General features: G+C 63.0%; 19 protein-coding genes. 10 read left to right on the top strand and 9 right to left on the bottom strand.

From position 1 onward, the window contains the following. Nucleotide 1: 1 nt before the first annotated feature. Nucleotides 2-1,894, top strand: coding sequence for an AMP-binding protein (locus CHB96_RS16520; RefSeq protein WP_245865794.1), 1,893 nt, complete (start codon nt 2-4; stop codon nt 1,892-1,894). A 17-nt stretch (nt 1,895-1,911) separates the two neighbouring features. Beyond that, nucleotides 1,912-2,751: a PaaX family transcriptional regulator gene (locus CHB96_RS16515; RefSeq protein WP_245865773.1), complete on the top strand. Its 840-nt coding sequence runs from the start codon at nt 1,912-1,914 to the stop codon at nt 2,749-2,751. A 916-nt stretch (nt 2,752-3,667) separates the two neighbouring features. Here CHB96_RS16515 and CHB96_RS16510 read toward each other — a convergent pair. Genes CHB96_RS16510 through CHB96_RS16500 form a run of 3 tightly spaced genes read right to left on the bottom strand, consistent with a single transcriptional unit; the run spans nt 3,668 to nt 7,848 of the window. Continuing rightward, on the bottom strand, nt 3,668-4,819 hold the full coding sequence (locus CHB96_RS16510; RefSeq protein WP_089248105.1) for a M20 family metallopeptidase: 1,152 nt from the start codon (nt 4,817-4,819) through the stop codon (nt 3,668-3,670). Beyond that, the gene (locus CHB96_RS16505; protein ID WP_089248103.1) at nt 4,816-6,252 is read right to left on the bottom strand and encodes an aldehyde dehydrogenase family protein; all 1,437 of its coding nucleotides are present in this window, start codon (nt 6,250-6,252) and stop codon (nt 4,816-4,818) included. The genes CHB96_RS16510 and CHB96_RS16505 overlap by 4 nt, the downstream gene beginning before the upstream one ends. A 33-nt stretch (nt 6,253-6,285) precedes the next feature. Further along, nucleotides 6,286-7,848, bottom strand: a complete 1,563-nt coding sequence (locus CHB96_RS16500; protein ID WP_089248101.1) for a GMC family oxidoreductase — start codon at nt 7,846-7,848, stop codon at nt 6,286-6,288. 138 nt (nt 7,849-7,986) lie between these two features. On the opposite strand from CHB96_RS16500, the gene CHB96_RS16495 reads away from it, so the two are divergent. Beyond that, nucleotides 7,987-8,493 carry a GbsR/MarR family transcriptional regulator gene (locus tag CHB96_RS16495; RefSeq protein WP_089248099.1) on the top strand — a complete coding sequence of 169 codons (507 nt, stop codon included), beginning with the start codon at nt 7,987-7,989 and terminating at the stop codon, nt 8,491-8,493. A 17-nt stretch (nt 8,494-8,510) separates the two neighbouring features. Here the strand turns inward: CHB96_RS16495 and lpdA are convergent, their stop codons facing one another. Genes lpdA through pdhA form a run of 4 tightly spaced genes read right to left on the bottom strand, consistent with a single transcriptional unit; the run spans nt 8,511 to nt 13,300 of the window. After that, on the bottom strand, nt 8,511-9,878 hold the full coding sequence (gene lpdA / locus CHB96_RS16490) for a dihydrolipoyl dehydrogenase (RefSeq protein WP_089248097.1): 1,368 nt from the start codon (nt 9,876-9,878) through the stop codon (nt 8,511-8,513). Next, on the bottom strand, nt 9,875-11,185 hold the full coding sequence (locus tag CHB96_RS16485; protein ID WP_089248339.1) for a dihydrolipoamide acetyltransferase family protein: 1,311 nt from the start codon (nt 11,183-11,185) through the stop codon (nt 9,875-9,877). The genes lpdA and CHB96_RS16485 overlap by 4 nt, the downstream gene beginning before the upstream one ends. After that, a complete protein-coding gene (locus CHB96_RS16480; RefSeq protein ID WP_089248095.1) occupies nt 11,182-12,186 on the bottom strand; it encodes an alpha-ketoacid dehydrogenase subunit beta in 1,005 nt (334 codons plus the stop codon). The genes CHB96_RS16485 and CHB96_RS16480 overlap by 4 nt, the downstream gene beginning before the upstream one ends. A 1-nt stretch (nt 12,187) precedes the next feature. Continuing rightward, nucleotides 12,188-13,300, bottom strand: coding sequence for a pyruvate dehydrogenase (acetyl-transferring) E1 component subunit alpha (gene pdhA / locus CHB96_RS16475; protein ID WP_089248093.1), 1,113 nt, complete (start codon nt 13,298-13,300; stop codon nt 12,188-12,190). A 156-nt stretch (nt 13,301-13,456) separates the two neighbouring features. Here pdhA and CHB96_RS16470 point away from each other — a divergent pair, with 156 nt between their 5' ends. Further along, complete coding sequence (locus CHB96_RS16470; protein WP_089248337.1) at nt 13,457-13,921, top strand: Lrp/AsnC family transcriptional regulator; 465 nt, start codon at nt 13,457-13,459, stop codon at nt 13,919-13,921. A gap of 234 nt (nt 13,922-14,155) precedes the next feature. Further along, nucleotides 14,156-15,223, top strand: a complete 1,068-nt coding sequence (locus tag CHB96_RS16465; protein ID WP_089248091.1) for a Glu/Leu/Phe/Val dehydrogenase family protein — start codon at nt 14,156-14,158, stop codon at nt 15,221-15,223. On the opposite strand, the gene CHB96_RS29715 is transcribed toward CHB96_RS16465, so the two are convergent. Both CHB96_RS29715 and CHB96_RS16460 read right to left on the bottom strand, forming a co-directional pair. Further along, nucleotides 15,218-15,367, bottom strand: a complete 150-nt coding sequence (locus CHB96_RS29715; RefSeq protein ID WP_176444330.1) for a hypothetical protein — start codon at nt 15,365-15,367, stop codon at nt 15,218-15,220. The two genes, CHB96_RS16465 and CHB96_RS29715, sit on opposite strands and share 6 nt — an antisense overlap. A 69-nt stretch (nt 15,368-15,436) precedes the next feature. Next, nucleotides 15,437-16,723 carry a competence/damage-inducible protein A gene (locus CHB96_RS16460; protein WP_089248089.1) on the bottom strand — a complete coding sequence of 429 codons (1,287 nt, stop codon included), beginning with the start codon at nt 16,721-16,723 and terminating at the stop codon, nt 15,437-15,439. Nucleotides 16,724-17,021: 298 nt separating this feature from the next. Here CHB96_RS16460 and CHB96_RS16455 point away from each other — a divergent pair, with 298 nt between their 5' ends. The 5 genes from CHB96_RS16455 to CHB96_RS16435 are packed head-to-tail and all read left to right on the top strand — an operon-like array spanning nt 17,022 to nt 22,500. Further along, nucleotides 17,022-18,617, top strand: coding sequence for an AMP-dependent synthetase/ligase (locus CHB96_RS16455; protein WP_089248087.1), 1,596 nt, complete (start codon nt 17,022-17,024; stop codon nt 18,615-18,617). 46 nt (nt 18,618-18,663) lie between these two features. After that, on the top strand, nt 18,664-19,977 hold the full coding sequence (locus CHB96_RS16450; protein WP_089248086.1) for a substrate-binding domain-containing protein: 1,314 nt from the start codon (nt 18,664-18,666) through the stop codon (nt 19,975-19,977). Then, nucleotides 19,974-20,828 carry an ABC transporter permease gene (locus CHB96_RS16445; protein WP_089248084.1) on the top strand — a complete coding sequence of 285 codons (855 nt, stop codon included), beginning with the start codon at nt 19,974-19,976 and terminating at the stop codon, nt 20,826-20,828. The genes CHB96_RS16450 and CHB96_RS16445 overlap by 4 nt, the downstream gene beginning before the upstream one ends. 20 nt (nt 20,829-20,848) lie before the next feature. Beyond that, complete coding sequence (locus tag CHB96_RS16440; protein WP_176444329.1) at nt 20,849-21,655, top strand: ABC transporter ATP-binding protein; 807 nt, start codon at nt 20,849-20,851, stop codon at nt 21,653-21,655. Further along, a complete protein-coding gene (locus CHB96_RS16435; RefSeq protein WP_176444328.1) occupies nt 21,652-22,500 on the top strand; it encodes an ABC transporter permease in 849 nt (282 codons plus the stop codon). The genes CHB96_RS16440 and CHB96_RS16435 overlap by 4 nt, the downstream gene beginning before the upstream one ends. The last annotated feature ends 41 nt before the right edge of the window (nt 22,501-22,541 follow it).

Here is a 22,541-nt window from a genome sequence, read left to right as displayed (position 1 = left end):
CGTGAGCGTGCACGGACGTTTGGTACGCAAGCGTGTTCGGTCGCGCGGCGACATCGAGGACGTGGAGATGCGCGGTCACGAGGCACTTCTACCCGGTGCGACGATCCGGGCGTCCCTCGCTGAATCTGCCCGACGTCATCCCGACAAGAGCGCGATCATTCACCTCGAAGCACCGGACTTCATGACGCCTGTCCGGGAGGTCACCTATTCCGAGCTGGCAACTGCGGTCGATGCATCGGCGGCGGTGTTTCTCGACCGGGCCGCGGGCGCGCCCAGCGTTGTCGCGGTCATGGTGCCGATGGTGCCGGAAGGGCTGTACGCGACGTGGGGTGCTCAACGAGTCGGCGTCGCCGTTCCGCTGAACCCATTTCTCGAACTCGCCTCGCTTCTCAACATCCTCAGACGCACTCATGCCACGGTGCTGGTTACGACGGCCGACATCCTGCTCGAACGCGGCGTGGACGTGTCTGCCGTGCTCGACGACGTCCCAACGCTGACCGACGTACTCCTCGTCGGCGACGACACCAGTACGTTCTCCACTGCGCTGACATCTCACAGAGGCCGCCGCGTCGTCGACTTCCTCGACGACGCGGAAAGGGACGCGATGGTCATGCCGACTGGCGGCACGACTGGCGCACCCAAACTGGTGCGAATGTCGCAACGCGGTCAACTTGCCATCGCATGGAACGTCGGTGCGTTGATGGGATGCGAGGAAGACACCGTCATAGGCCATGGCATGCCGAACTTCCATTGCGGGGGGAGCATCGCTCTCGCGTTGCGTTCGGTCGTCTACGGACAGACGCTGCTCACCCTCACCTCGGGTGGGTTCCGCTCGCAAGAAGTGGTGGAGCATTTTTGGGCGATCGTCGAGCGTTACCGTATGACGTCGACCATGGCCACTCCGACAACAGCTTTCGCAATCCTCAATGCCGAGTCAGTGCCGTCGGCGGCTACGACCCTGACGGACTTCAACGTGGGTGGAAGCACGGTGTCCACCGCTCTCATCAGAGCATTTCACTCACGGTTCGGAGTCTGGTTGCGTGAATGCTGGGGTGGCACAGAGTTTCACGGCACCATCACCGGGCACCCGAACGACGACGCCACGCCCCGAGTGGGTTCGGCAGGAAGGGCACTGCCGCATTCGCGCGTCAGAGCTGTAGTTCTGGACGCCGACGGCGAGTGGATCCGTGACTGCGAGCCCGGTCAACACGGCGAACTGCTCGTCGGCGGCCCGACTGTCAGCCCCGGATACCTCGACGCGCACCTGAATGAGGGGTTCTTCGTGGCGAGTGTGCCTGGCGGCGGTGACTGGGGACGGACCGGAGACCTCGGCACCGTCGACGCCGACGGATACGTCTGGGTGTCCGGACGCAGCAAGGACCTCATCATCCGCGGCGGACACAACATCGACCCGCGCGACATCGAAGAAGCGCTCGGCGCGCATCCAGCTGTCGAGGTGGTTGCAGCGGTCGGCAGACCGGATCAGACGAAGGGAGAGATGCCGGTGGCGTACGTTCAGCTCAAGTTCGGTGCGGTTGCCGAGCCGCAGGAGCTGCTGGAGTTCTGCCGCGAGCACGTACAGGAGAGGGCTGCTGCCCCCGTCCAGGTCACGGTCCTCGATCGTCTGCCGTTGACGCCAGTGGGCAAGATATCGAAGCCAGCTTTGCGCACTCTCGCGCTGCAAGACGAAGTGCGTCAGGTGGTTTCCGGGTCCAGCCGCGCACGCGTCGACTGCGAGATCGCGCTCGACGACACAGGACTCCGTCGCGAGGTCACAGTCACTCTGACGCCGGAGAGCGCATCCCGCGTCGATCTGGAGTCGCTGCAGGACAAATTGAGTTCCTACGAGTTCTTCGCGAGGGTCGAAGTGAGTAGATTCGTGACGACGCCGTAGGAGGAGAGAACTTGATCGTGTCCAACCGACTTGCTCAGCAGCCGCTGCCACCGCCGAGCGCGCGGTCGATGCTGCTGACAGTGATTGGTGAGTTCTTGTATGACTCGGAAGAAGGCGCCTGGACTGCCGCTCTGATGAAGGTTCTCGGTGGCATGGGCATCGAGGATCATGCTGCACGGCAATTACTTTCGAGAGCGGCGACGGCGAAGTGGATCGAACGTGAACGCATCGGACGTGGGGTCCGCTGGCACCTCGCTGACCACGGCCGCGCTCTTGCGGCCGACGGCATCACACGTTCGCAAGCGTACCTCGACAGTCCTTTGCCGTGGGACGAGCAGTGGTTGGTTCTGACAATCACTGTGTCGCAGCGCAAGAGCACAGTGCGCAATCGACTCAACGGTGGCTTGTCGTGGCTGGGAATGGGAAACCCAACTCCCGGCGTGTGGGTGACGCCGCACGTCGAACGCGTCCACGAGCTGAGCGAACTCGTGTCCTCACTCGGTTTGTCCGAAACGTCACTCATCATGGCCGGAAATGTGCAAACAGGGGGCCTCGACAATCATGAGATCGTCGAGCGGGCGTGGGATCTCACCGAACTGGCCACCAGCTACCGAAAATTGCTGAACCAGGACGGTGCGTCTGAGCCGAGAGACAACGACGAAGTGCTGCTTGCGTTCATCGAGCTGATCAGTCTGCAACAGAGGTTCATGCGACTCGATCCGCAATTACCCAAAGAACTGCTCGCGGAGTGGGTTGGCCGCGACGGGGCGAGTCTCTTTCGTCGACGACGGGAACAGTGGTCTGAACTGGCCCACTCTCGCTGGGCCAGCGTCGTTGACGAGTCGGCTCCCCGTTAGAACCTGCCTGGCGGTCTTCGGGCTCGCTGTGGAGAGTTCGGTGGTGATGACGTCCGCCTGGCGCGTGGGGCGAGTTCGATTGGAAATTCGGTGGCGCTGGCCCAGGCTTCAGTAGACATCGACTTCTGTGCCGGCTGTGGAATAGCTGTAGTGGTCGATGGTGGGGTTGAGTTTCCCTCGCCGGTGTTCCGGGCTGTTTGGCTTCGAGCAGACGAGGTTGGTGGCTCAGTTCGGCGAGGGCATGGGCCCACCTACATCGTTTGGGTCTTCCGCGAGGTAATGCTCACCGGTGTTGCACCGTCGCTCCCGGATGCCGCTGATACCGGAATCATGTTTCGTCGAACTCATCGCAAATGGCCACGACGAGGTCGACCGTGTGTGCGTCATTGGCGCCTTAGACTGACCAACCGCAATCGCTTTTCGCGGTGATGGACGTGTGATCGGTGGGGGATTCGGGTGGGTTCGTCTGGAACATTCGTAAATCGAGCGTGCCGCGAGAGTGTCATTACTCGTTTTTCACAGGGTCGGAATCTGGGAATCGTCCGGTCCATGTGGACCCAGCGAAGGTTGGAAATCAGCGCCGGATGAGCCGATGGACCTGAGCCGACGAAGCCAATTCATTCGGGTATTTCGCTGTCAAGTAGCTATCGAGTCCAAAGGGATCCGTAGCCGACTCGGAGACTGCGGGTTGAAATCAGTGCTCCAGAACGGGTTTCGCTCAGATCCGGCCCCTTTGGACGCGATGGACAGCTCATCGAGACGGCACCGGGCATTCTGAGGAGCTAGTCGGGGGTGCCACCGGCGCGGCCTCTTCACATCTGATCGACGATGTTCGCGTAGTGCCGCTGAAGGACTGGGACAACTGACTTCGACGCGGCCCACGAGGGTGTGGGTCTGGGCCGCGTCGATCAGGTGGTCAGCGCGAACTCGCCGACTGTTGTGCCGCGAAATCGATTGCCGTCCATGCCATTGCGATTGCGCCGTCGAGTACGGCTCGGTCGGCCTCCTTGCCGATGCAGGCGTCGGCGAACTCGGGTTGGTGATTGGCTGCCGGCATGCAATTCAGTCCGAGCATGGGGTGGATGGTCGGGACCACGTGCGACACGTTGCCCATGTCGGTTGCGGCACCGACCATCGCAGCCGGCAGCGCAGGAAATGTCCGACCGAGGGATTCTGCATTTGCGCGGTACGAAGCAAGCAGAGCGGCATCGGGACGTAGATCGGCATAGTCCGGTCCGCTCGAGGTGATCGACAGTTCGCATCCGGTGGCGAGTGCACCCGCTTCGAAGCAACGTTTTACGCGCGCCGTGAGCGCCTCCAATGACTCGGCCGTGTCGGAACGAACGATCCATCGTCCGGCCGCCCTGTCCGGGATGACGTTGACAGCGGTTCCGGCGTCGGTGACGATTCCGTGAATCCGATCGGCGCCGCGCGTCTGCTGTCGCAGCTGACCTATCGCGACCTGTGCGATGAGCATCGCGTCGGCGGCGTTGACCCCCGACTCGGGGTAGGCACCGGCATGCGCAGGTGTACCCGTGTACGCCACGTCGAATTGGGACACGGCCGTTCCTGGCATGGCCGCCATTTCGACGGCGGCCGGGTGAACCATCATCGCGGCGTGGATTCCGTCGAAGGCGCCGCGTTCGAGCATGAGGATCTTCCCGCCGCCACCCTCCTCTGCAGGGGTGCCGAGGAGGGTCACGGTCAACCCCAGACTGTCGGCGCTGTCGGCCAGGCCGAGAGCTGCTCCCACTCCGGCTGCCGCGATGATGTTGTGGCCGCATGCGTGCCCGATGTCTGGAAGGGCGTCGTACTCCGCGCAGATGGCGACGTGCACAGGACCTCTCCCGATCATTGCGCGTACAGCGGTGGGGAGGTCATAGCATCCGTGCTCGACCTCGAAGCCACCCCGACGCAGCTCGTCGGCTATCCACGCGCTGGCGCGGTGTTCTTCGAACCCCAACTCGGGGTTCGCGTGGATGCGATGGGACAACGTCAGCAGCCCCTGTTCATGTTGTCGAATGCGTTCTTCGGCAGCACGTTTCGCATCCGCGATGCTGTACGTCATGATCGTGCGGGCACCGGCGCAGCGGCCGTGTGAATGGATGAGGGCCGCGTCGCGGCGTCGTACGCTGCCCGAGCGCCGGTCGCGCCCATACCGCTGTCACCAGCCGGCTCGTAAAGCCTTTCCGGGCCACCGCCCTGCCACTGATTGATCCAGGTGACGCCCGCTGGGATACCCGCGGCCGCGGCGGCGTGCTCGGGGTTGTGCGTGTAGACGGTGGCCCCGAGAGCGAAGCGCGACGCACTTGCGCGCTCCAGTGCTTCCTCGAACGACGAGACGACGACAACGGGAGCGATGGGGCCGAATGTTTCCTCGGTCATCACGCGCATCGAATCGTCGACGTCGACGAGCACGGTGGCCGGATAGAAGAACCCCTTGCGCGTCGGAATGGCACCGCCGGTGAGGACGCGAGCCCCGCGCTCGACGGCATCGGTCACGTGGTGATGGACGATGTCGCGTTGCCGTTCGTCGACCAACGGTCCCAATACGGTGTTCGCATCGTGGCCGTCCCCTAGAGCGTATGTGGAGGCGGCATCGACCAAGGCGTCGACGAACGCGTCTGCTATGTCCCGATGTACGTAGATGCGTTCCATGGACGTGCAGATCTGCCCCGTGTTGACGAACGCACCGAAGGCGATGGCCGCGGCGGTTGCCTGCGGATCGACATCGGCGTCGACGACGACGGGATCCTTGCCCCCGAGCTCGAGGATCGATCTGCACAAGCGACCACCTGTGCCTGCACCGATGCGTCGACCGGAGTCGACGGATCCAGTGAAATGCACCAGCCGGATCGAATCGTGCTCGACCAGCGGTGCCCCCGCGCGGGCGTCGCCGAGAACGAGATTTACTACCCCCGGGGGCAGGGTCGACGACAGCTCGAACAGTCGAGCAGTGGACAATGGGGAACGTTCGGATGGCTTGATCACCACGGTGTTGCCTGCCGCGAGCAGCGGTCCGAGAGCGCCGAGCACCATAGGTATCGGAAAATTCCACGGCGTGATCACCGCGGTGGCGCCCAGAGGGTGACGCACGATCTTCGTCTCGCTGCCGTCGGCGCCGGGGAGCGTCTCGACGAATGGATAGGTCAGCGCCTCGTCCACGGCGGCGCGGAATCCCTGAACCGCACCGGCGATGAACGACGTGGCCAATCCGACCGGTTTGCCCATCTCCTGGCATTCGAGTTCGCCGAGTTCCTCGGCATGTTCGGCGATCGCGTCGGCCCATCGGTTCAGCTGTTCGACGCGTTCGGCAACCGACAACGCTGCCCACGCGGGCTGCGCTTCGACTGCTGCGGCGACGGCGCGGTCGACATCCACGGTTGATCCACCTGGTACGCGCGCGATGACGTCTTCGGTGGCCGGATTCACCAGATCGCGGAGCGATTCGCTGTGGGAGTCTTCCCACCGTCCGCCGATCAAGTTCTGCAAGATTCTCATCGGAAAAGTGTTGCCTTCCTTTGTGTATCGATGTCAGCGGATGCGGTCGGCCATGAGCTCGCCGACCATGATCGCCGTCAGGTTGGTGTTCGCCCGGGGGACGGAAGGAAATATGGATGCGTCGACGACTCGCAGACTGTCGGTCCCGAGGACACGACAGGACGGATCGACGACGGTGTCTTCGTGACCGGATGCGCCCATCCGGCATGTACTGGTGGCATGTTGCACGTCGCTGACTGTCGCGAGCAAATGGTCGTCGAGCTCGCTGTCGCTGTCGAGCACCGCAAAGAGGGCCTTGTTCTCGGTCTCGAGCTGTCCGTGTGTTATCGCGGCGACTGCCGGGTCACGGGCAAGCTGGACCAAGTCACGAATCCCATCTCGTAGACGAGACACGTCGCGCTCGTCGGAGAGCATGCGGGTATCCATCTGTGGGTGATTCGCCGGGTCCGACGAGGTCAACGTCAGTACGCCACGCGAGTACGCTTGATTGACCCAGACCCCGAATGCACCTGCCAGTGCACGCATGTCGGGGTTGGCCATGGCTACGACATTCTGATTCTGTGACACGAACATCATGTCTCCGACGGGCGCGTCGGGCGCACTGGTGTAGCGGACGCAGACATTCGTGTGCCGGTCGTCGGGGCTCTGGATCCCGGCCTCGTCGATCAGCGGGATCGACACCACCGCCATCGGATGGTCCTGGAGGCCGTGACCGACCGGAAGATCCTGCCGCACAGTAATTCCCAGAGATCGCAACGTCCCGGACGGCCCGATGCCCGACCGCATGAGAATCGCTGGAGAATGGACTGCTCCGGCGCTCAATATCACTTCGTCGGCATACTCGGTGACAATGCCACCGTCGACGATGATGCGGACACCGGTCGCGCGATCACCGGAGAAGACAACCTGATCGACCAATGCGCCGCCTCGAATTGTCAGCGTCGAGCACTCGCGTGCGGCCTCGAGGTAGGCGTCGTTCACCGATACGCGCTGACCGGACCTCGAGTTGATGGGGTAGGGCGAGACTCCGATCGCATGGGGCGCATTGACGTCCGGGGCCCATGCATGGCCCGCAGACAACGCAGCAGTGCACAGTGCAGAGTCCACGGAACCCCAGTTCTCCTGTGGCATCCGGTATATCGGAGTCGGGCCACCGCGGCCGTGGTAGCTCTGGGCGCCATATTCTTCGTCGTCCTCGAGCTTGGCGAAATACGGCATGACGTCGTCGGGAGCCCAGCCCACACATCCCCAGCCGACCCAGTCGTCGAAGTCCTCCATCGGGGGACGAATCGCGATCTGCCCGTTGATCGATGAGCTTCCGCCGACGCCGCGTCCGCGCCAATACGGTGCAGCCGGCTGCTTTTCGGTTCGAGCTGCATCGAGGCCAGTCCACACCAAATCCTCGGTCGCGGTCGGGTCGAGCAAGGCCCGGATCGGGTTCGGTGAGCGCCACGCGGGATGCATCTGCGCCGAGCGATAGTCCGGGCCTGCCTCGAGCAGAAGTACGCGCTTGCCCTTGTTCGCGGAGCGGACCGCGAGCGCGGATCCCGCCGACCCCGCCCCCACAACGATGATGTCCCAACCTGTTTCGGTCACAGCAAACCTCCGTAGCGAGTTGCGTAAATGAGGTGTCCGGAAACGCCCGGGTCCTGACGAGTATGATTCCCAATACGGAGTGTTCAGTCAAGAGTGAAAGTTCATTTAATTCTGATTTAACAGGAAGTGGTGATATCGATGCCGGCCGATGACAGAGTCAGCGACAGCGACAGGATGTCCCTCATCGAGGACTTCGGGATACGTATCGGGGGAGCGATGGGCTGGCCCCCGATGGCCGGCCGAGCCGCAGGCGTGCTGATGCTCAGCGATGTACCCCTGACTCTGACGCAATTGCAAGAAGTGCTTGCGGCGAGCAAAGGGTCGGTGTCCGAGATGACGCGCCTGCTCATCACCACCGGCACCGTGGAGCGATTCAAGGAGCCGGGAAGTCGCCACTACGTCTTCCGGTGGCGTGACGACGCCTGGATCGGTTGCCTGCAGCACCAACTCCAGCAGACGGTCGATCTGAGAGAGCTCGCAGAGACAGCACAACAACGCGGCAGCGCGCTCGCACCCGAGCAGCGTGCACGCTTCGACGCAATGCACGAGTACTACAGCTTCATGGTCGGCCGACTGGAAGCGCTCCTGAATGAATACACGGCTCAGATCATGTGTGACAGTCCGAGGATTCCGCCTGTGGGCTGACGAGAGTTGCCCAACGACTAAGTATGGCTGTGAAGGGGTTTACCCGACAGCGCCATCATTGCCTCGCCGAGGGCTTCGTTCTGCGTGGGGTGGGCATGTACGAACGCGCCCACCTCGGACGGAAGAGCTTCCCACGCAACAGCGAGTTGTGCTTCACCGATGAGCTCACCGACCCGGTCGCCGACGAGGTGTACACCCACGATCGGGCCGTCGTCGCCGGCACGAATCACTTTGACGCCGCCCGCGGTGCCGAGAATGCGACTTTTGCCGTTGCCGCCGAGGTCGTACACCGATGACGTCACGCTTCCGTGTTTGTCCTTCGTGGCCTGCTCGGTCAGGCCGACCGACGCGACTTCGGGGTGAGAGTACGTAACCCGAGGTATCACGTCTCCATCGACGCGTATTGGACTCCGGCCGGCAATACGTTCGGCGACGAAGATGCCGTGCTGGAAGCCCCTGTGCGCAAGCTGATATCCGGCCACGATGTCTCCGACCGCATAGACACCGGGCACCGACGTCGTCAGATTGTCGTCGACGGTGACGAAACCGCGGTCGGTGATGATGCCATGTTCTGTCAGACCGAGTCCCTCGGTTCTGGGACCACGACCGACGGCGACGAGCACGATGTCGGTGGCGAGGACGTCACCGTTCGACAGTGCCACGGTGACACCGGTGTCTGTCTCCTGAACAACGTCGACTGTGGTTCCGACTCGGAGATCGATGCCGCGCTTCTTCAGGGCGCGACCGAGTTGTTTCGACGACCATTCGTCCTCGCCGGGAACGATACGGTCGAGGGCCTCGACGACGGTGACCTGTGCACCGAACGATGTCCAGATGCTTGCGAACTCGATACCGATCACCCCGCCACCGAGCACGACGACCGATTCCGGCACTCGTTCCAACGTCAAGGCTTGGTCGCTGGTGATCACCCGCGGTCCGAGTTCGATGCCCGGGACGGTGCGGGAGTAGGAGCCGGTTGCGAGCACCATCGACTTTCCGGTGATGTCGCGGTCGCCGACCGACACTGTCCTCGATGCCGTGAGATGTCCAGTTCCGTGGACGATGTCGATGGTCGGGCGCTCGAGGAGCCCCTGCAGTCCCGAATACAGTCCTGCGACTACCTTCGATTGGTAGTCGAGTGCCGCGCGGGCGTCGACACCGCCGAACGTCGAGCTGACTCCGACCTGTTCGGAGGTGCGCACCGAATCGGCGACCTCGGCGGTGTGTAGTAACGCTTTGGTTGGAATGCAGCCTCGGTGCAGGCAGGTACCGCCGAGTTTGTCTTCTTCCACCAGCGCGACGGACAGGCCGAGTTGCTCGGCTCTGATCGCACACGAGTAGCCTCCGGAGCCGCCGCCGAGGACCAGAACGTCGACATCGCTCATCGGACACCTGCCAGTGCCATGACCGGGTTCTCGATGTAGTCGGCGACCGTGCGGAGGAATCCTCCGGCGACGCCGCCGTCGCACACCCGGTGATCGAATGCCAGCGAGAGTTGAGCCACCTTGCGCACTGTGAGCTGACCTCCTACGACCCAGGGTCTGTCGATGATCCGGCCGATGCCCAGAATCGCCGCTTCGGGATGGTTGATGATCGCTGCAGAGCCGTCGACGCCGAAGATTCCGTAGTTGTTGAGGGTGAAGGTTCCGCCGCTCAGCCGGGACGCCGGCAGGGATCCGATGCGCGCGAGTTCAGTTGTCTCACTCAGCAGTTCGGCGAGCTCCTTCAAATCAGCCCGTCCTGCCCGGGAAATCACCGGCACCATCAGACCGCGATCGGTCTGCGCCGCAATGCCGAGATGAATGTCGTCGTATCGCACGATGTCACCGGCAGCGGTGTCGACCGTGCTGTTGAGCTCGGGGTACTTCGCAAGCGCCAGAGTGGTCAGCTTCGCCAACACTGCCAACAGCGATACCGTGGTGCCGTCGATCGTAGCGTCGAGGTCGCGACGCGCCTGTAGTAGCGCGGTGGCATCGACATCGACCCACACCGTGGCCTCGGGTATCTCGGATCGACTGCGAGAGAGCTTGTCCGCGATAGCTTTCCGGATACCGCTCAACGGAATTCGGGTGATTCCGGAACCGGTTGCGGCCTCGGCCTTCGGTTCGGATCGCTGCGACTGCAACGCCAATGCACGGTCGACATCGCTGCGTGTGATCACGCCGTGGCTACCCTCGATCTCGATCCGCTCGAGTTCGAGTCCACCCGAGAGAGCGAGCGCGCGAACGATCGGGGACAGCACTCGTGGTGCCGCGACCCATGTCGAACTCGGCGACGTCTCGCGTGTGGGGGTCGTTGCGGAGTTCACCTGCGCCGCTTGTGTTCTGGTTCGATGCCGACGTCGGCGCCCCGTGGGTCCGTGTCCGGTCCCGTAGCCGATGAGCACGTTGCCCGACCCGGCGCGTTCTTCCTCGCGATACTGCTGGTGTGCAGAGGGGGTGTCGCCGGTGGCAGCATCGGTGACGGTGATCAGCGGTTGCCCGACTTCGAGTACTTCGTTCTCTGCGCCGTGCAGTTGTGCGACAACGCCTTCGAAGGGGCAGGGGACCTCGACGGAGGCTTTGGCGGTTTCTACCTCGACGACGACCTGGTCGATCGTGACGGTGTCGCCTTGCTTGACCTTCCATTCGATGATCACGGCATCGGTCAGGCCTTCGCCGAGGTCGGGGAGATTGAATACTCTCGCGCTCATGCCGTGACCGCCCTGGACAGGTCCGGTGCGTCGTTCCACTGCAGGCGATCGATCGCGTCGAGGACGCGGTGTGCGGACGGGAGGTGGAAGTGTTCGAGTTTCGGTGCCGGATAGGGGATGTCGAGGCCGCTGACCCGCAGGACGGGGGCGTGCAGGTGGTGGAAGTGTCGTTCGGAGACTCGGGAGGCGATTTCGGCGCCCACTCCAGCGAAGCTCTGTGCTTCTTGGACGACGATGCAGCGGCCCGTCTTGTGTACCGAGGCGGCGACGGTGACATCGTCGAATGGGTTGAGCGAGCGGAGATCGACTACTTCGACGCTGCGGCCGTCTTCGGCAGCGAAGTCGGCCGCCTGCATGGCCACCGAGACAGTCGGGCCGTACGCGAGGACCGTGACGTCGGTGCCGGGGCGACGAACGACTGCAGTGCCGATGGGCTCGGTTTGTCCCAATTCGACGTCGGCCTTGGAGAAGTACAACCGCTTCGGTTCGAGGAAGACCACGGGGTCAGGATCGGCGATAGCGTCGCGCATCATCGAATACGCGTCCGCCACAGTCGACGGCGACACGACTTTGAGACCCGGAGTGTGTGCGTAATACGCCTCGGATGAGTCGCAGTGATGCTCGACGCCGCCGATGCCGCCGGCGAACGGGATACGGATCACCATCGGAGCTGTCAGCGACCCGCGCGTGCGGTTACGCAGTTTGGCGACGTGCGAGACGATCTGCTCGAAAGCTGGGTAGGCGAACGCGTCGAACTGCATTTCGACGACTGGCTTGTACCCCGACATTGCCATGCCGATCGCGAATCCGACGATGCCGGATTCAGCGAGGGGGGTGTCGAAGCAGCGGTCGTCGCCGAAATCACGGGTGAGGCCGTCGGTCACCCGGAAGACACCGCCGAGTGTTCCGACGTCTTCGCCGAAGACGACGACTTTGTCGTCCTCGGTCAGGGAATCACGGAGCGCCGCGTTGAGCGCGCCCGCCATGGTCAGTGTTGTCATGTCAGTTCTCCTCGGCTGCGATTTCGTCGGCAACCTGGTTGCTCTGTTCGATCAATGCTGGTGTGGGAGTGGAGTACACGAACCGGAACAGGTCCTGCGGATCGACACTCTGTTCAACGTTCATACCCGCGCGAAGTTCGGCGGCGTCGGCATCGGCGGACACGGTGATGTCCGAGCGCAACTCGTCGTTCAGAAGACCCTTGCTGGTCAGGTAGGCGTCGAGGCGGGACAACGGATCTCGCGCGAGCCAGCCCTCTACCTCGTCGGACTTGCGGTAGCGGGTCGCGTCGTCGGCATTGGTGTGCGCGTCCATGCGGTAGGTGTGGGCCTCGACCACAACCGGGCCTTTGCCTGCCCTGACATAGGCGACGGCTTCGTCCATCACGGCCATCATGGCAATCGGGTCGTTGCCGTCGACCTGCTCACTGCCGATGCCGTACCCGACACCCTTGTGCGACAACGACGGTGCGGCGCTCTGACGGGCAAGGGGAACGCTGATCGCAAATCCATTGTTCTGCACCAGGAAGATCACCGGCGCATGGAACACTGCAGCAAAGTTCAGTGCCTCGTGGAAGTCGCCTTCGCTGGTGGCGCCGTCACCACAGAACGCAAGTGCGATCGTGTCGCGTCCTTGCTTCATTTCGGCGTATGCGAAGCCGGTTGCGTGCAGCAACTGGGTCGCGAGAGGTGTGCATTGGGGAGCGACGCGGTACTGCTTGGGGTCGTAGCCGCAATGCCAGTAACCGGCGAGCATGCCCAACAGTTCGACTTGGTCGACGCCGCGCGCGGCCAATGCCATCGAGTCCCGGTAGGTCGGAAACATCCAGTCCGTCTCGCGTAGGCACGTGGCCGCCGCGATCTGGCAGGCCTCCTGTCCGCGTGCAGATGGATAGACCGCCAGCCTGCCCTGCTTGGTCAAAGCTGTTGCCTGCTGGTCGAATCGGCGACCATGGACCATCGTGCGGTACATCGAGAGCAAACGTTCGTCGGACGGCCGGGCATACCGCGCGGCACTGTCTACATCGGTGCCGTCCGCGGCAAGGTACTGGACAGGATGCTCGGCTGGCATGAACTGCTGATATGCCCGTGCCGAACCCTTCTCGACGGTAGTCATGGGTACTCTCCTGAGATCGACGTGTCCCATGATTCTGCGTCGGCGATCACAGAATTTACTTGTCGCAGGCCGATTCGTAGACTCATGGACGTCGAAGTTCTCGAATTCGATACTTTTGTCTTTCGAGGTCGACGACAAGAATGGAAGGGTGGACAGATGGCACGCATCCCAGAGCCGACTCAGCTCGACGACGTCGATCGGCAACTCTTGAAAGAGTTGGTCGTGGATGGCCGGGTATCGATGCGAGTACTAGCCGAGCGGGTCCACATCTCGCGCGCGCACGCCTATACCCGCGTCGAACGACTGAAGTCGGCAGGAGTCATCGACCGGTTCACGGTTCGGATCGACCACGCCGCAGCAGGTCTCGACACCGCGGCCTTCATAGCCTTGTCGATCCGCCAAGATTCGTGGCGGGCGGTGTCCAACGCGCTGCGGTCGATGCACTATGTCGATCATTTCAGTTTGCTGGGGGGTGATTTCGATGTGCTCGTGCTGATACGAACTCCGGACAACGAGACATTGCGGCGCGTCGTCTTGGAAGGTCTACAAAGCCTCGATGGTGTTCGCTCGACACGGACCTGGTTGGTGTTCGACGAAGCATACGGCGGCCTGGGGGAGTAGAAGGAGGGCGGCCACGGCTCAGCCGTTTGTCCAGCCATCGTTCCCGGATCCAACTGATGATGGACGGATGGCTCCAATTCTGCGAATGGAATTCGCGTATGTCTTCTATCGGCGATCTTGGGCAGACACTGCGACGACGAGAGTTCTAGTCTGCGAACGAGCGAATGCCAAGAACCTTGAACACTCGGGTCACGGAACGCTCTCGAATCGGTTATCGCGAAGGGACTTCGGCACATGACGAAATTCGATGGAGCAATGGAGTGGGACGGTGAACTGACAGTCACGCGGTTCGATCGCGAAACTGGGACCTGGTTCGTGATCCGGTTGGACTCGACCCGGCTCGGTCCCGCAGCCGGCGGCACTCGTGCACTGCAGTACCCGCATATGGACGACGCAATTGTCGACGCCGGTAGGTTGGCCGGAGCGATGACCCTGAAGATGGCCGTGAGCAATCTGCCTATGGGCGGTGGCAAGTCCGTGATAGCGCTACCCGCACCCCGCAAGGACATCGACGCCGCGACATGGCGACGCATCCTGAAGTTGCACGCCGAAAACTTGAACAAGTTGCACGGCAACTACTGGACCGGACCCGACGTGAACACCAACTCCGCCGACATGGACACCCTGAACGACACGACGAAGTTCGTCTTCGGTCGATCGGCCGAACGCGGCGGGGCCGGGTCCAGCGCGTTCACCACGGCGCTGGGCGTGTTCGAAGCGATCAAAGCAGCCACAGTCCGCCGCGGCCTGGGAACCCTCGCAGGCAAGAAGGTCCTCGTTCAGGGATTGGGTGCAGTCGGAGGTTCCCTCGCAACATTGGCTGCCGAAGCAGGCGCCGAACTACTTGTCGCAGATCCTGATCCTGCTCGTCTCGAACACGCCGTGGCGCTCGGACATCAGGTGGTAGACCTCGACGACGTACTGAGCACCGCCTGCGACATCTTCGCCCCGTGTGCAATGGGCGGAGTCATCACCTCGACGACAGCAGCACAGTTGCAATGCTCCGTGGTCGCGGGTGCTGCGAACAATGTGCTCGCAGACGACGAGGCCGGTGGCATTCTCAAGGACCGCGGCGTCCTCTATGCCCCTGATTTCGTCGCCAACGCCGGAGGCGCAATCCATCTCGTGGGCCGCGAAGTCCTCGGATGGACGGAGTCCGAGGTGTATAAGCGGACCCTCCAGATCGGTGACACCCTCGATCAGGTGTTCGCAATTGCAGAAACAGAAGATGTCACAACGGATGTCGCGGCCCGGACGCTTGCTGACAGACGAGCAAGTGAAGCTGCGGTCACTGCGTCATAGTTCAGACTCGATGACCACGTGGCCGGTCACCCCTTCGGCTACCTGTACGACGGCGTTCTCTCGGTGATCCCGTCCGAGAGCGACGTCTGCGTCGAGTTCGTTGTGAGTCAGGTCGGCGAAGGGCGACGCGCTACGGGTTCGCACCGGATTTCTGTCACGCCGCAACTCAACCCAAGGAGATCGTCCACGACTACCCAGCGCAGGTGGCTTCGATCAATGGTCGAATGCCAAGGCGTCGGCGAGCATGTGCATTGCCGCGGTGGTGGACAGTGAACGGACGCTGGTGCGGTCACCGGGAAGGTGGAGTGTTCGGGTGATGGTCGGTCGCCCGGTGAACGCGACTGCGAAGCAGACCGTGCCGACCGGTTTGAGATCGGTGCCGCCCCCTGGTCCGGCGATTCCGCTGGTCGACAGCGCGATATCGACGCCCAGTCTCTGCAACGCGCCTTCTGCCATGCTGGCTACCACTGGTTCGCTGACGGCTCCGAATTCGTCGATGATCTCGGGGGATACGTCGAGAAGACTCGATTTCACCTCGTTCGCGTAGGACACCACGGCGCCGACGACGTATGCCGATGAACCTGCGCGTTCGGTGAGGCGGGCAGCGATCATGCCGCCGGTGCACGATTCTGCGGTGGCGATTCGATGGCCGGACAACCGGTTGGCCACGATGTCGTCGATAGTGGATCCGTCGGTCGAAAAGACCTGCGTGCCATGATGTTCGTCGATCAGGCTTGCGAGATGCGCGTACGTGGTTGCCGCGGGGGTTGCATATCGGGTCACTATTTCGAGCTCTCCGAGCCTCAGGCAGGTGGTGATCTCGAGATCGCCGAATCTCGGGATCGTCCGTTCGGCCGTCCGTAGCGTTGCGGCGAGGTCGGCTTCGGACAATCCGTATGCGCGAATTGTGTTCTGACTTACCTGCGTTCGACGAACCAAGACGTCGGCGACCGGTGGGCTGTCGAGTGCGTCCTGCCACATCGCCTGTAGCTCGCGTGGCGGGCCGGGCAAGATCAGGATCGTCGGTAGCGTGCCGGAGTCGTTGGCTGGCATCGCAACTCCGGGTGCGGTTCCCGTCGGTGGGATGGAATGCGCACCGCGCGGAACCAAGGCCTGCTTGCGAATACCTGCCAGAAGCGGCTCGGAGTCGGCTGAAGAACTCAGCCGGCTTCGCCATCGCTGCACGATTGTCCGGATGCGTTGTTCGAGTTCGTTGTCGAGGTGTAGTTCGCGACCGTAGAGAGCGGCGACGGTCGCCACGGTGAGATCGTCAGCGGTCGGACCCAAGCCGCCTGTCGTGACGATCAGGTCCACGTGCTGATCGGCGAGAAACTGTAGTTGCGCGGTGAGGTCGAGGGGCCTGTCACCGCAGACCGTGATGTGTGCGACGTCCACGCCCATTTCCAGCAGCTGTCGGGCCACCCATGGGCCGTTTCGATCGGTGACACGTCCCGATAGAACTTCTGTTCCCGTGACCACTACACCCGCTCGGACAGTCATTCTCCGACCATACTTACGCCGAAACGGACTCGGATAGCCGCAGCCCGTTGTGCGATGTGAAGGACGTCTTCTCCCGGCCTGCATGGACTGCGCCGAATTACGGCTCCATCTGCGATACCAGAGTTCGTGGAGCTGTGTAACCCCGATCACCTGGCCCGATGGCGCGGCCCAGGCCAGGCCCGCGGGGGTCTTCTGTCGTGTTAATCGCACGTTACAAATCCCGAAGTCGTTTGTCCCGAACATTGCTGGCGCTTAGGCTTCTACCACGTAGTAAACACGCTTTCTATCAGGTGGGAAAATGCCAGGCACCATTCACGAGTTACTCGCACCGCACATGACGCTCGGCAACTCCGCACCAGCACAGCGATTCGCGACCGAGTCAGGCTGGACGCAGCGGAGCTACGGAGAGCTTCGAACACTCGTCGATTCCGCTGCCGACGTGCTCTACGCGGCCGGCGTACGACGCGGCGACCGAGTGGCGATCCAGGTCAGGACGCGAGCCGATTGGACCGTCGTCGATCTCGCGGCCGCGTCACTCGGGGCGGCGCTCGTTCCGGTGTATCCGACCGCAGCATGGGCGCAACTGCGCGACATCGTCGAGCGCACCAGTCCGGCGGTGCTGGTCGTGGAACGAGGGGCGTCGCTGCCGGAGTTCGGCGACCGTGGTCCGCACGTGCTACGGCTCGGCGATCCGGACGGCGACCTGGGTGACCTCGCCTCACAAGACGAGTTGGCGGCGCACGACGGTCCAGCTGCGCAGACCACGGATCTTTTCTCGATCTCGTTCTCTTCCGGGTCAACCGGAAAGCCCAAGGGCTGCATGCTCACTCATGCCAATTATGCAGCGGTGGTCACCATGGCGATCGAGGCCGAGACGCACCCTGTGCACGGGCTCGGGCATCGGGAACTGGCATTCGTATACCTTCCGCTCGCCCATGCGTCGGCGCGACTGCAACAGCTGACCACCTTTGCGGCAGGTGGCGAGCTCGCGTATGGATCGGGAGGCACGGCGGATATTCTCCGTCAGATCGCCGATGTCGCACCGACCTACGTTCCTGGTGTTCCACGTCTGTTCGAAAGTGCCTATATGCGTGCCGACAGGGACCCACTGACACTGCGCAACATGTTCGGAAACAGGCTCGCCTATGCACTGACCGGCGGCGCACCGATCGCGTCCGAAATGCTGGAAACATATGCGCGCGCGGGTATTTCACTCGTCGAAGGCTATGGACTGACCGAGACGTCCACGGCATTGACCATCGCGACGCCGCACGACAACAAGCCGGGAACTGTCGGCCGCCCACTATCCGGAGTGCAGATCCGCACGGCCGAGGACGGCGAGATCCTGGCGCGGGGACCGAATATCTTCCTGGGATATCTCGACGACGACGAGGCGACCGCGGATGTGTTGCGGGGAGGCTGGTTTCATACCGGCGACCTGGGAAGTGTCGACGTCGGCGGGTATCTGACCATCACCGGCCGGAAGAAGAACCTCATCGTCACCTCGACGGGTAAGAATGTCGCACCTGAGCACGCCGAGAACATCTTTCGTCGATCGTGCCGAATCGACGGTGTCGTCGTCGTCGGAGACGGTCGTCCGTTCCTCATCGCGGTGGTGTTCGCGGGCGACTACCCGATCGACGACGAGGAACTGGGCGACGTGGCATTCAGAGTCAATGCCGATGTCTCACCGCCCGAATGGATCCGCAAGATTCTCGTGCTGGATCGCGCGCTGTCCCACACGGACGGCGAGCTCACCGACAGCGGAAAGATCGTGCGCCACATAGTCCTGTCCACTCTCGACAGCGCCGTCGACGATGTCTACCGCGGACTCGTGCCCGCCGGTGCCCGTGTCATCGACACGGTCAGGCAGGCGCGCCCCGCCGCACTCTGACGCGCTTCGTCGCGTTCGACATCCCCCCTTCGAAAACAGGAGAACAATGAACACGACCTTTCGTGGTCGCTTCGGCGTAGCTATCGCCCTGGCAGCCACAGTCTCAGTCCTCGCGGCCTGTTCGTCCGGGTCAGGCGGAAGCGAGAGCGGAGCCGAGGCTTTCGCAGCACCGACATCCGAAGCGACCGCAGGCGATTCCATTCCCGAAGCCACCGTCAAGGCCGGATTCTCACCCTACGGCGACGAGCTGATGGGTGTCGCCGGAATTGCGCGCGGCTACTTCGATCAGGTCGGCATCACCATCGACCCAGCACCGAACGGAGCGCAAACGGACCTGATCGGATCGCTGACGCCGCTGATCAACGACCAGATCGAACTCGGCAGCGGCTACATTCCGGCGATCGCATCGCAGCTGGACAACGTCGACAACGTCGTCGGATTCGGCATCAGCGACGTGTTCTACGGGTACCGACTGCTCGCCCCGGCCGGCAAATACACCACGCTGAGCCAGGCGATGGCCGAAGGTCAGTCGTACGAGGAGGCGGTCACGACCGTCCTCGATCAGGTCAAGGGTCAGGACGTCATCCTGCGCCAGGGTGTCGTGCCCACCTTCTACAACCTGATCACCGGTACAGCAGGCGGCGCGATGACCGATTGGAACGTCGAATACCTCGCCAACCCCGACATCGTTCGCGCCGCGCAGGTCGGTCAAGCCGACTTCGTCTCGCCCACCGGTGCGGTCGAGATCAGCCGTCTCCAGATGGATGGATGGGAGCCACTGATCGACCTTCAGCAGGTCGTCGACAACATGCCCGAGGAAGAGACCGTCTCGCTTCGGTCGACGTTCTCCGGATACCTCACCACCACCGACTATGCGACCGAGAACTGGGACACGTTGCTGCGGTTCACCAGCGTCATGTACCGGTTGATCGACGACATGGAGGCAGACCCTGTCGGAGTCTCCGCCGACTTCGTCGACTACCTCAACAGCTACACCGGATCCTCGCTCACGCCAGAGGAGCTCGCGGCCACGTTCGACGGCTTGTATTCGCTACGTGACTTCGAAGCAGCTGCGGCGCTCTACGACGACGGCGACGACGCCTTCAACTTCCAGAAGGTCGCAGGCGCACAGGTCGCGGACCTCAGCGCGCAGGGGGTCATCGGCGAAGGCCACACTGCCGACCAGCTTTCCATCGCAGGAGCGATCTACGACGCTCTCGTCGAGTACCGGGCCAAGGCCGATGCAGCCCTGGCCAGCGCTCCGGACAGCGAACTGACCCAGCAGGCGCAGGAGCAGTACGACGCCAGGAACTATCTCGACGCGTACCGCCTCGCCGAAGCGGCGAACGAGACGTCATGACAACGACGCTGCGCGCGAAGCCGGTCGCTGCAACGCCCGCGTCCGGTGCGGCGGCGCGCCCGCGCCGGTGGCTCTCCATCGGGGGTGCGATCGGGTGGCGACTGCTCGGCGTCGTGGTCTTCGTCGTGGCGTGGCATGTCATCGCACTGAACGTCGACTCCCGCGCGATTCTGCCTGGACCACTGACCGTCCTCACCGATTTCACCGATAGCTTCTTCGACGACCCGGGCCTCCGTTACCTCGGAGTTCGATCGCCCGGAGTTGCGATCAATCTGGCGTGGACGGTCGGACTGGCCGTGCTCGCCTGGGCGATCGGGAGCACGTTAGGTGCGGCAGTGGGACTGCTCAGCTCGCGAATGCAGTGGGTGCGCAACGTCTCCGAACCGCTGTTCTTCGTCTTCGGCGCCGTGCCTGCACTCGTTCTCGCACCGTTCTTTCTGGTGTGGTTCGGCCAAGGACATCTCAACAAGGTCGTGCTGGTCGGGTTCTACTGCTTCGTCTCGGTCGGTCTCGTGGCACAGTCGGCCGCCGCCGCATTTCCCCGGACTTCCGAGGAATACGCAGCCACACAGGGACTCGACTCGCGGGCACGATTCCTGCACGTGATCGTCCCCGGCACACTGCCCTCGGTGTTGTCCGGGCTTCGAATCGCACTGGCCACGGGAATCGCGGTCCAGGCGACGGTGGAATTGCTCGGCTCACAGATCGGGATCGGGCGTCTGATCACGTTGCGCGCGGGTCAGGGCGACGTCTCCGGCGTTCTCGGCCTGTCGATCGCACTCGGCATCGTCGCGATCGTCGCGGATCTGATTCTCCGCCAATGTATTCGATTCCTCACTCGTTGGCAGTGACGACAGAAGTGGAACACAACATGACGACAACACCGATTGCGCGAATGGGCGGTCCTCGCCTCGATCTCGCGTTCGAGATCACCGACCTGACGGTGTCCTTCGGCAAGGGCGCCGCCTCGGTGACGCCGCTGAAGGGCCTCGATCTCGAAGTCCCGCGAGGGCAGTTCCTGTGCATACTCGGTCCCTCTGGTCAGGGCAAGAGCACGCTACTGCGCTGTATGGCAGGACTACAGGATGCGACGTCCGGGCTGGTCAGAGCGGAGGGACGCGAGGTCACCGGGCCCGACGCGAACCTGGGAATGGTCTTCCAGCAGGACGCCATTCCTGCGTGGCTGCGGGTGCGGGACAACATCTCGTTCGGTCCGCGCATGCGGGGAGTGCCCGAGTCCGAATGGAAGCCACGCGTCGAGCACTTCATCTCGGCAGTAGGTCTTGCGGGCAGGGAACGCGCCTGGCCGAAGGAATTGTCGGGAGGCATGCGCAAGCGAGTCGCGATCGGCGCGGTATTCGCGAACGATCCCGACATCCTGCTGATGGACGAGCCGTTCGGATCGCTCGACTACTTCACCAAAGCGACGTTGCACAGCACCCTGCTCGATCTATGGCAAGAGACCGGGAAGACCATCGTCTTCGTCACCCACGATGTCGACGAGGCCCTCAAGCTGGCCGATCGTATCGTCGTCGTCACGGATGGCAAGGTCGGAGCCGATCTCGACCTGGACTTCGCACGTCCACGCGACGATCGGCTTCGCATGGATCCCGAGGCGGACAGGATACGAACCGATCTCCTGGCCGTGTTGCAATCACCAGCGAAGATGCAATCATGACGACGCGACAGGCACTGGTGCTACGCACCCGGTCCAGTGGCGTCGGCATCGCCGTCGGCCTCGTGGTCGCACTTCTGGGCTGGGAGATCGCGGCGAGAGCGTTGGCCGCGACCAACGATCAGGCGGATCGGGTTCTGCCGTCCCTGGTGACCATCGCCGACCGCGGATTCCTCGGGCTGGGCCACTACTACAGCGGCGGCCTCGGAGTTGCCGCGTCCGGCGACGGCAGCATCGTGTCCTCGTTCGCGGCACTGTTCTACAACGGGCTGGTCACCACCGGCCGCGTCGCGGTGGGACTGGTCTTGGCCATCGTCTTCGGAATTGTGCTGGGTCTGTTGGTCGCTGCGGTGCGCTCGGTGCGGCTGAGTGTGTCCGGGGTGGCCGAACTGATGCGTATGCTTCCCGCCCTCGCGATGGCGCCGCTGTTCACGTTGTGGTTCGGCGCCACCTCGACGGCGAGTGTGGTGTTCATCGTGTTCGGTGCCGCGTTCATCGTGCTGATCGCCGTCGTCAACGCGGTGGCGAATCTGGCCCCACATGTCACGGAATATCCTCGAACTCTTGGTGTTTCGACGCTTCGGCTCTACTCCCGTGTCGTACTTCCCGCGATACTTCCCGAGCTGCGCGGACCTCTGGTCTTCGCCGGGTTGGTGGCGTGGACGAGCGTGCTCGCGTCGGAGATGTACGGACTGCAGTCCGGGCTTGGATGGATGCTCAACGACACACTTCGGTTCTCGCAGATCGACCGCATGTTCGTCGTCGCAGTCGCGTTCTCGGCGCTGGCACTGGTGACGATGAAGCTCCTCGGTGCCGCGGTCAACCGTGCGACGAGGTGGAACGCCTAGTCCGCAACAACGAGTACGACAGGAAGGGGCGCAGCCGAATC

Origin of the sequence: Rhodococcoides kyotonense (genome assembly GCF_900188125.1) — a bacterium.
Taxonomy (GTDB): domain Bacteria; phylum Actinomycetota; class Actinomycetes; order Mycobacteriales; family Mycobacteriaceae; genus Rhodococcoides; species Rhodococcoides kyotonense.
Note: the sequence above shows the minus strand (reverse complement) of the source record. Positions and strands in the feature narration are given on the sequence as shown.

Coding starts and splice junctions, on each gene's coding strand:
- CHB96_RS16445 (WP_089248084.1), top strand. CDS start 19,974: ATGACAACGACGCTGCGCGCGAAGCCGGTCGCTGCAACGCCCGCGTCC.
- CHB96_RS16510 (WP_089248105.1), bottom strand. CDS start 4,819: ATGACGTACAGCATCGCGGATGCGAAACGTGCTGCCGAAGAACGCATT.
- CHB96_RS16480 (WP_089248095.1), bottom strand. CDS start 12,186: ATGACAACACTGACCATGGCGGGCGCGCTCAACGCGGCGCTCCGTGAT.
- CHB96_RS16435 (WP_176444328.1), top strand. CDS start 21,652: ATGACGACGCGACAGGCACTGGTGCTACGCACCCGGTCCAGTGGCGTC.
- CHB96_RS16495 (WP_089248099.1), top strand. CDS start 7,987: ATGCCGGCCGATGACAGAGTCAGCGACAGCGACAGGATGTCCCTCATC.
- CHB96_RS16465 (WP_089248091.1), top strand. CDS start 14,156: ATGACGAAATTCGATGGAGCAATGGAGTGGGACGGTGAACTGACAGTC.
- CHB96_RS16470 (WP_089248337.1), top strand. CDS start 13,457: ATGGCACGCATCCCAGAGCCGACTCAGCTCGACGACGTCGATCGGCAA.
- CHB96_RS16485 (WP_089248339.1), bottom strand. CDS start 11,185: ATGAGCGCGAGAGTATTCAATCTCCCCGACCTCGGCGAAGGCCTGACC.
- CHB96_RS16440 (WP_176444329.1), top strand. CDS start 20,849: ATGACGACAACACCGATTGCGCGAATGGGCGGTCCTCGCCTCGATCTC.
- CHB96_RS16455 (WP_089248087.1), top strand. CDS start 17,022: ATGCCAGGCACCATTCACGAGTTACTCGCACCGCACATGACGCTCGGC.
- CHB96_RS16505 (WP_089248103.1), bottom strand. CDS start 6,252: ATGAGAATCTTGCAGAACTTGATCGGCGGACGGTGGGAAGACTCCCAC.
- lpdA (WP_089248097.1), bottom strand. CDS start 9,878: ATGAGCGATGTCGACGTTCTGGTCCTCGGCGGCGGCTCCGGAGGCTAC.
- CHB96_RS16460 (WP_089248089.1), bottom strand. CDS start 16,723: ATGACTGTCCGAGCGGGTGTAGTGGTCACGGGAACAGAAGTTCTATCG.
- pdhA (WP_089248093.1), bottom strand. CDS start 13,300: ATGACTACCGTCGAGAAGGGTTCGGCACGGGCATATCAGCAGTTCATG.
- CHB96_RS16450 (WP_089248086.1), top strand. CDS start 18,664: ATGAACACGACCTTTCGTGGTCGCTTCGGCGTAGCTATCGCCCTGGCA.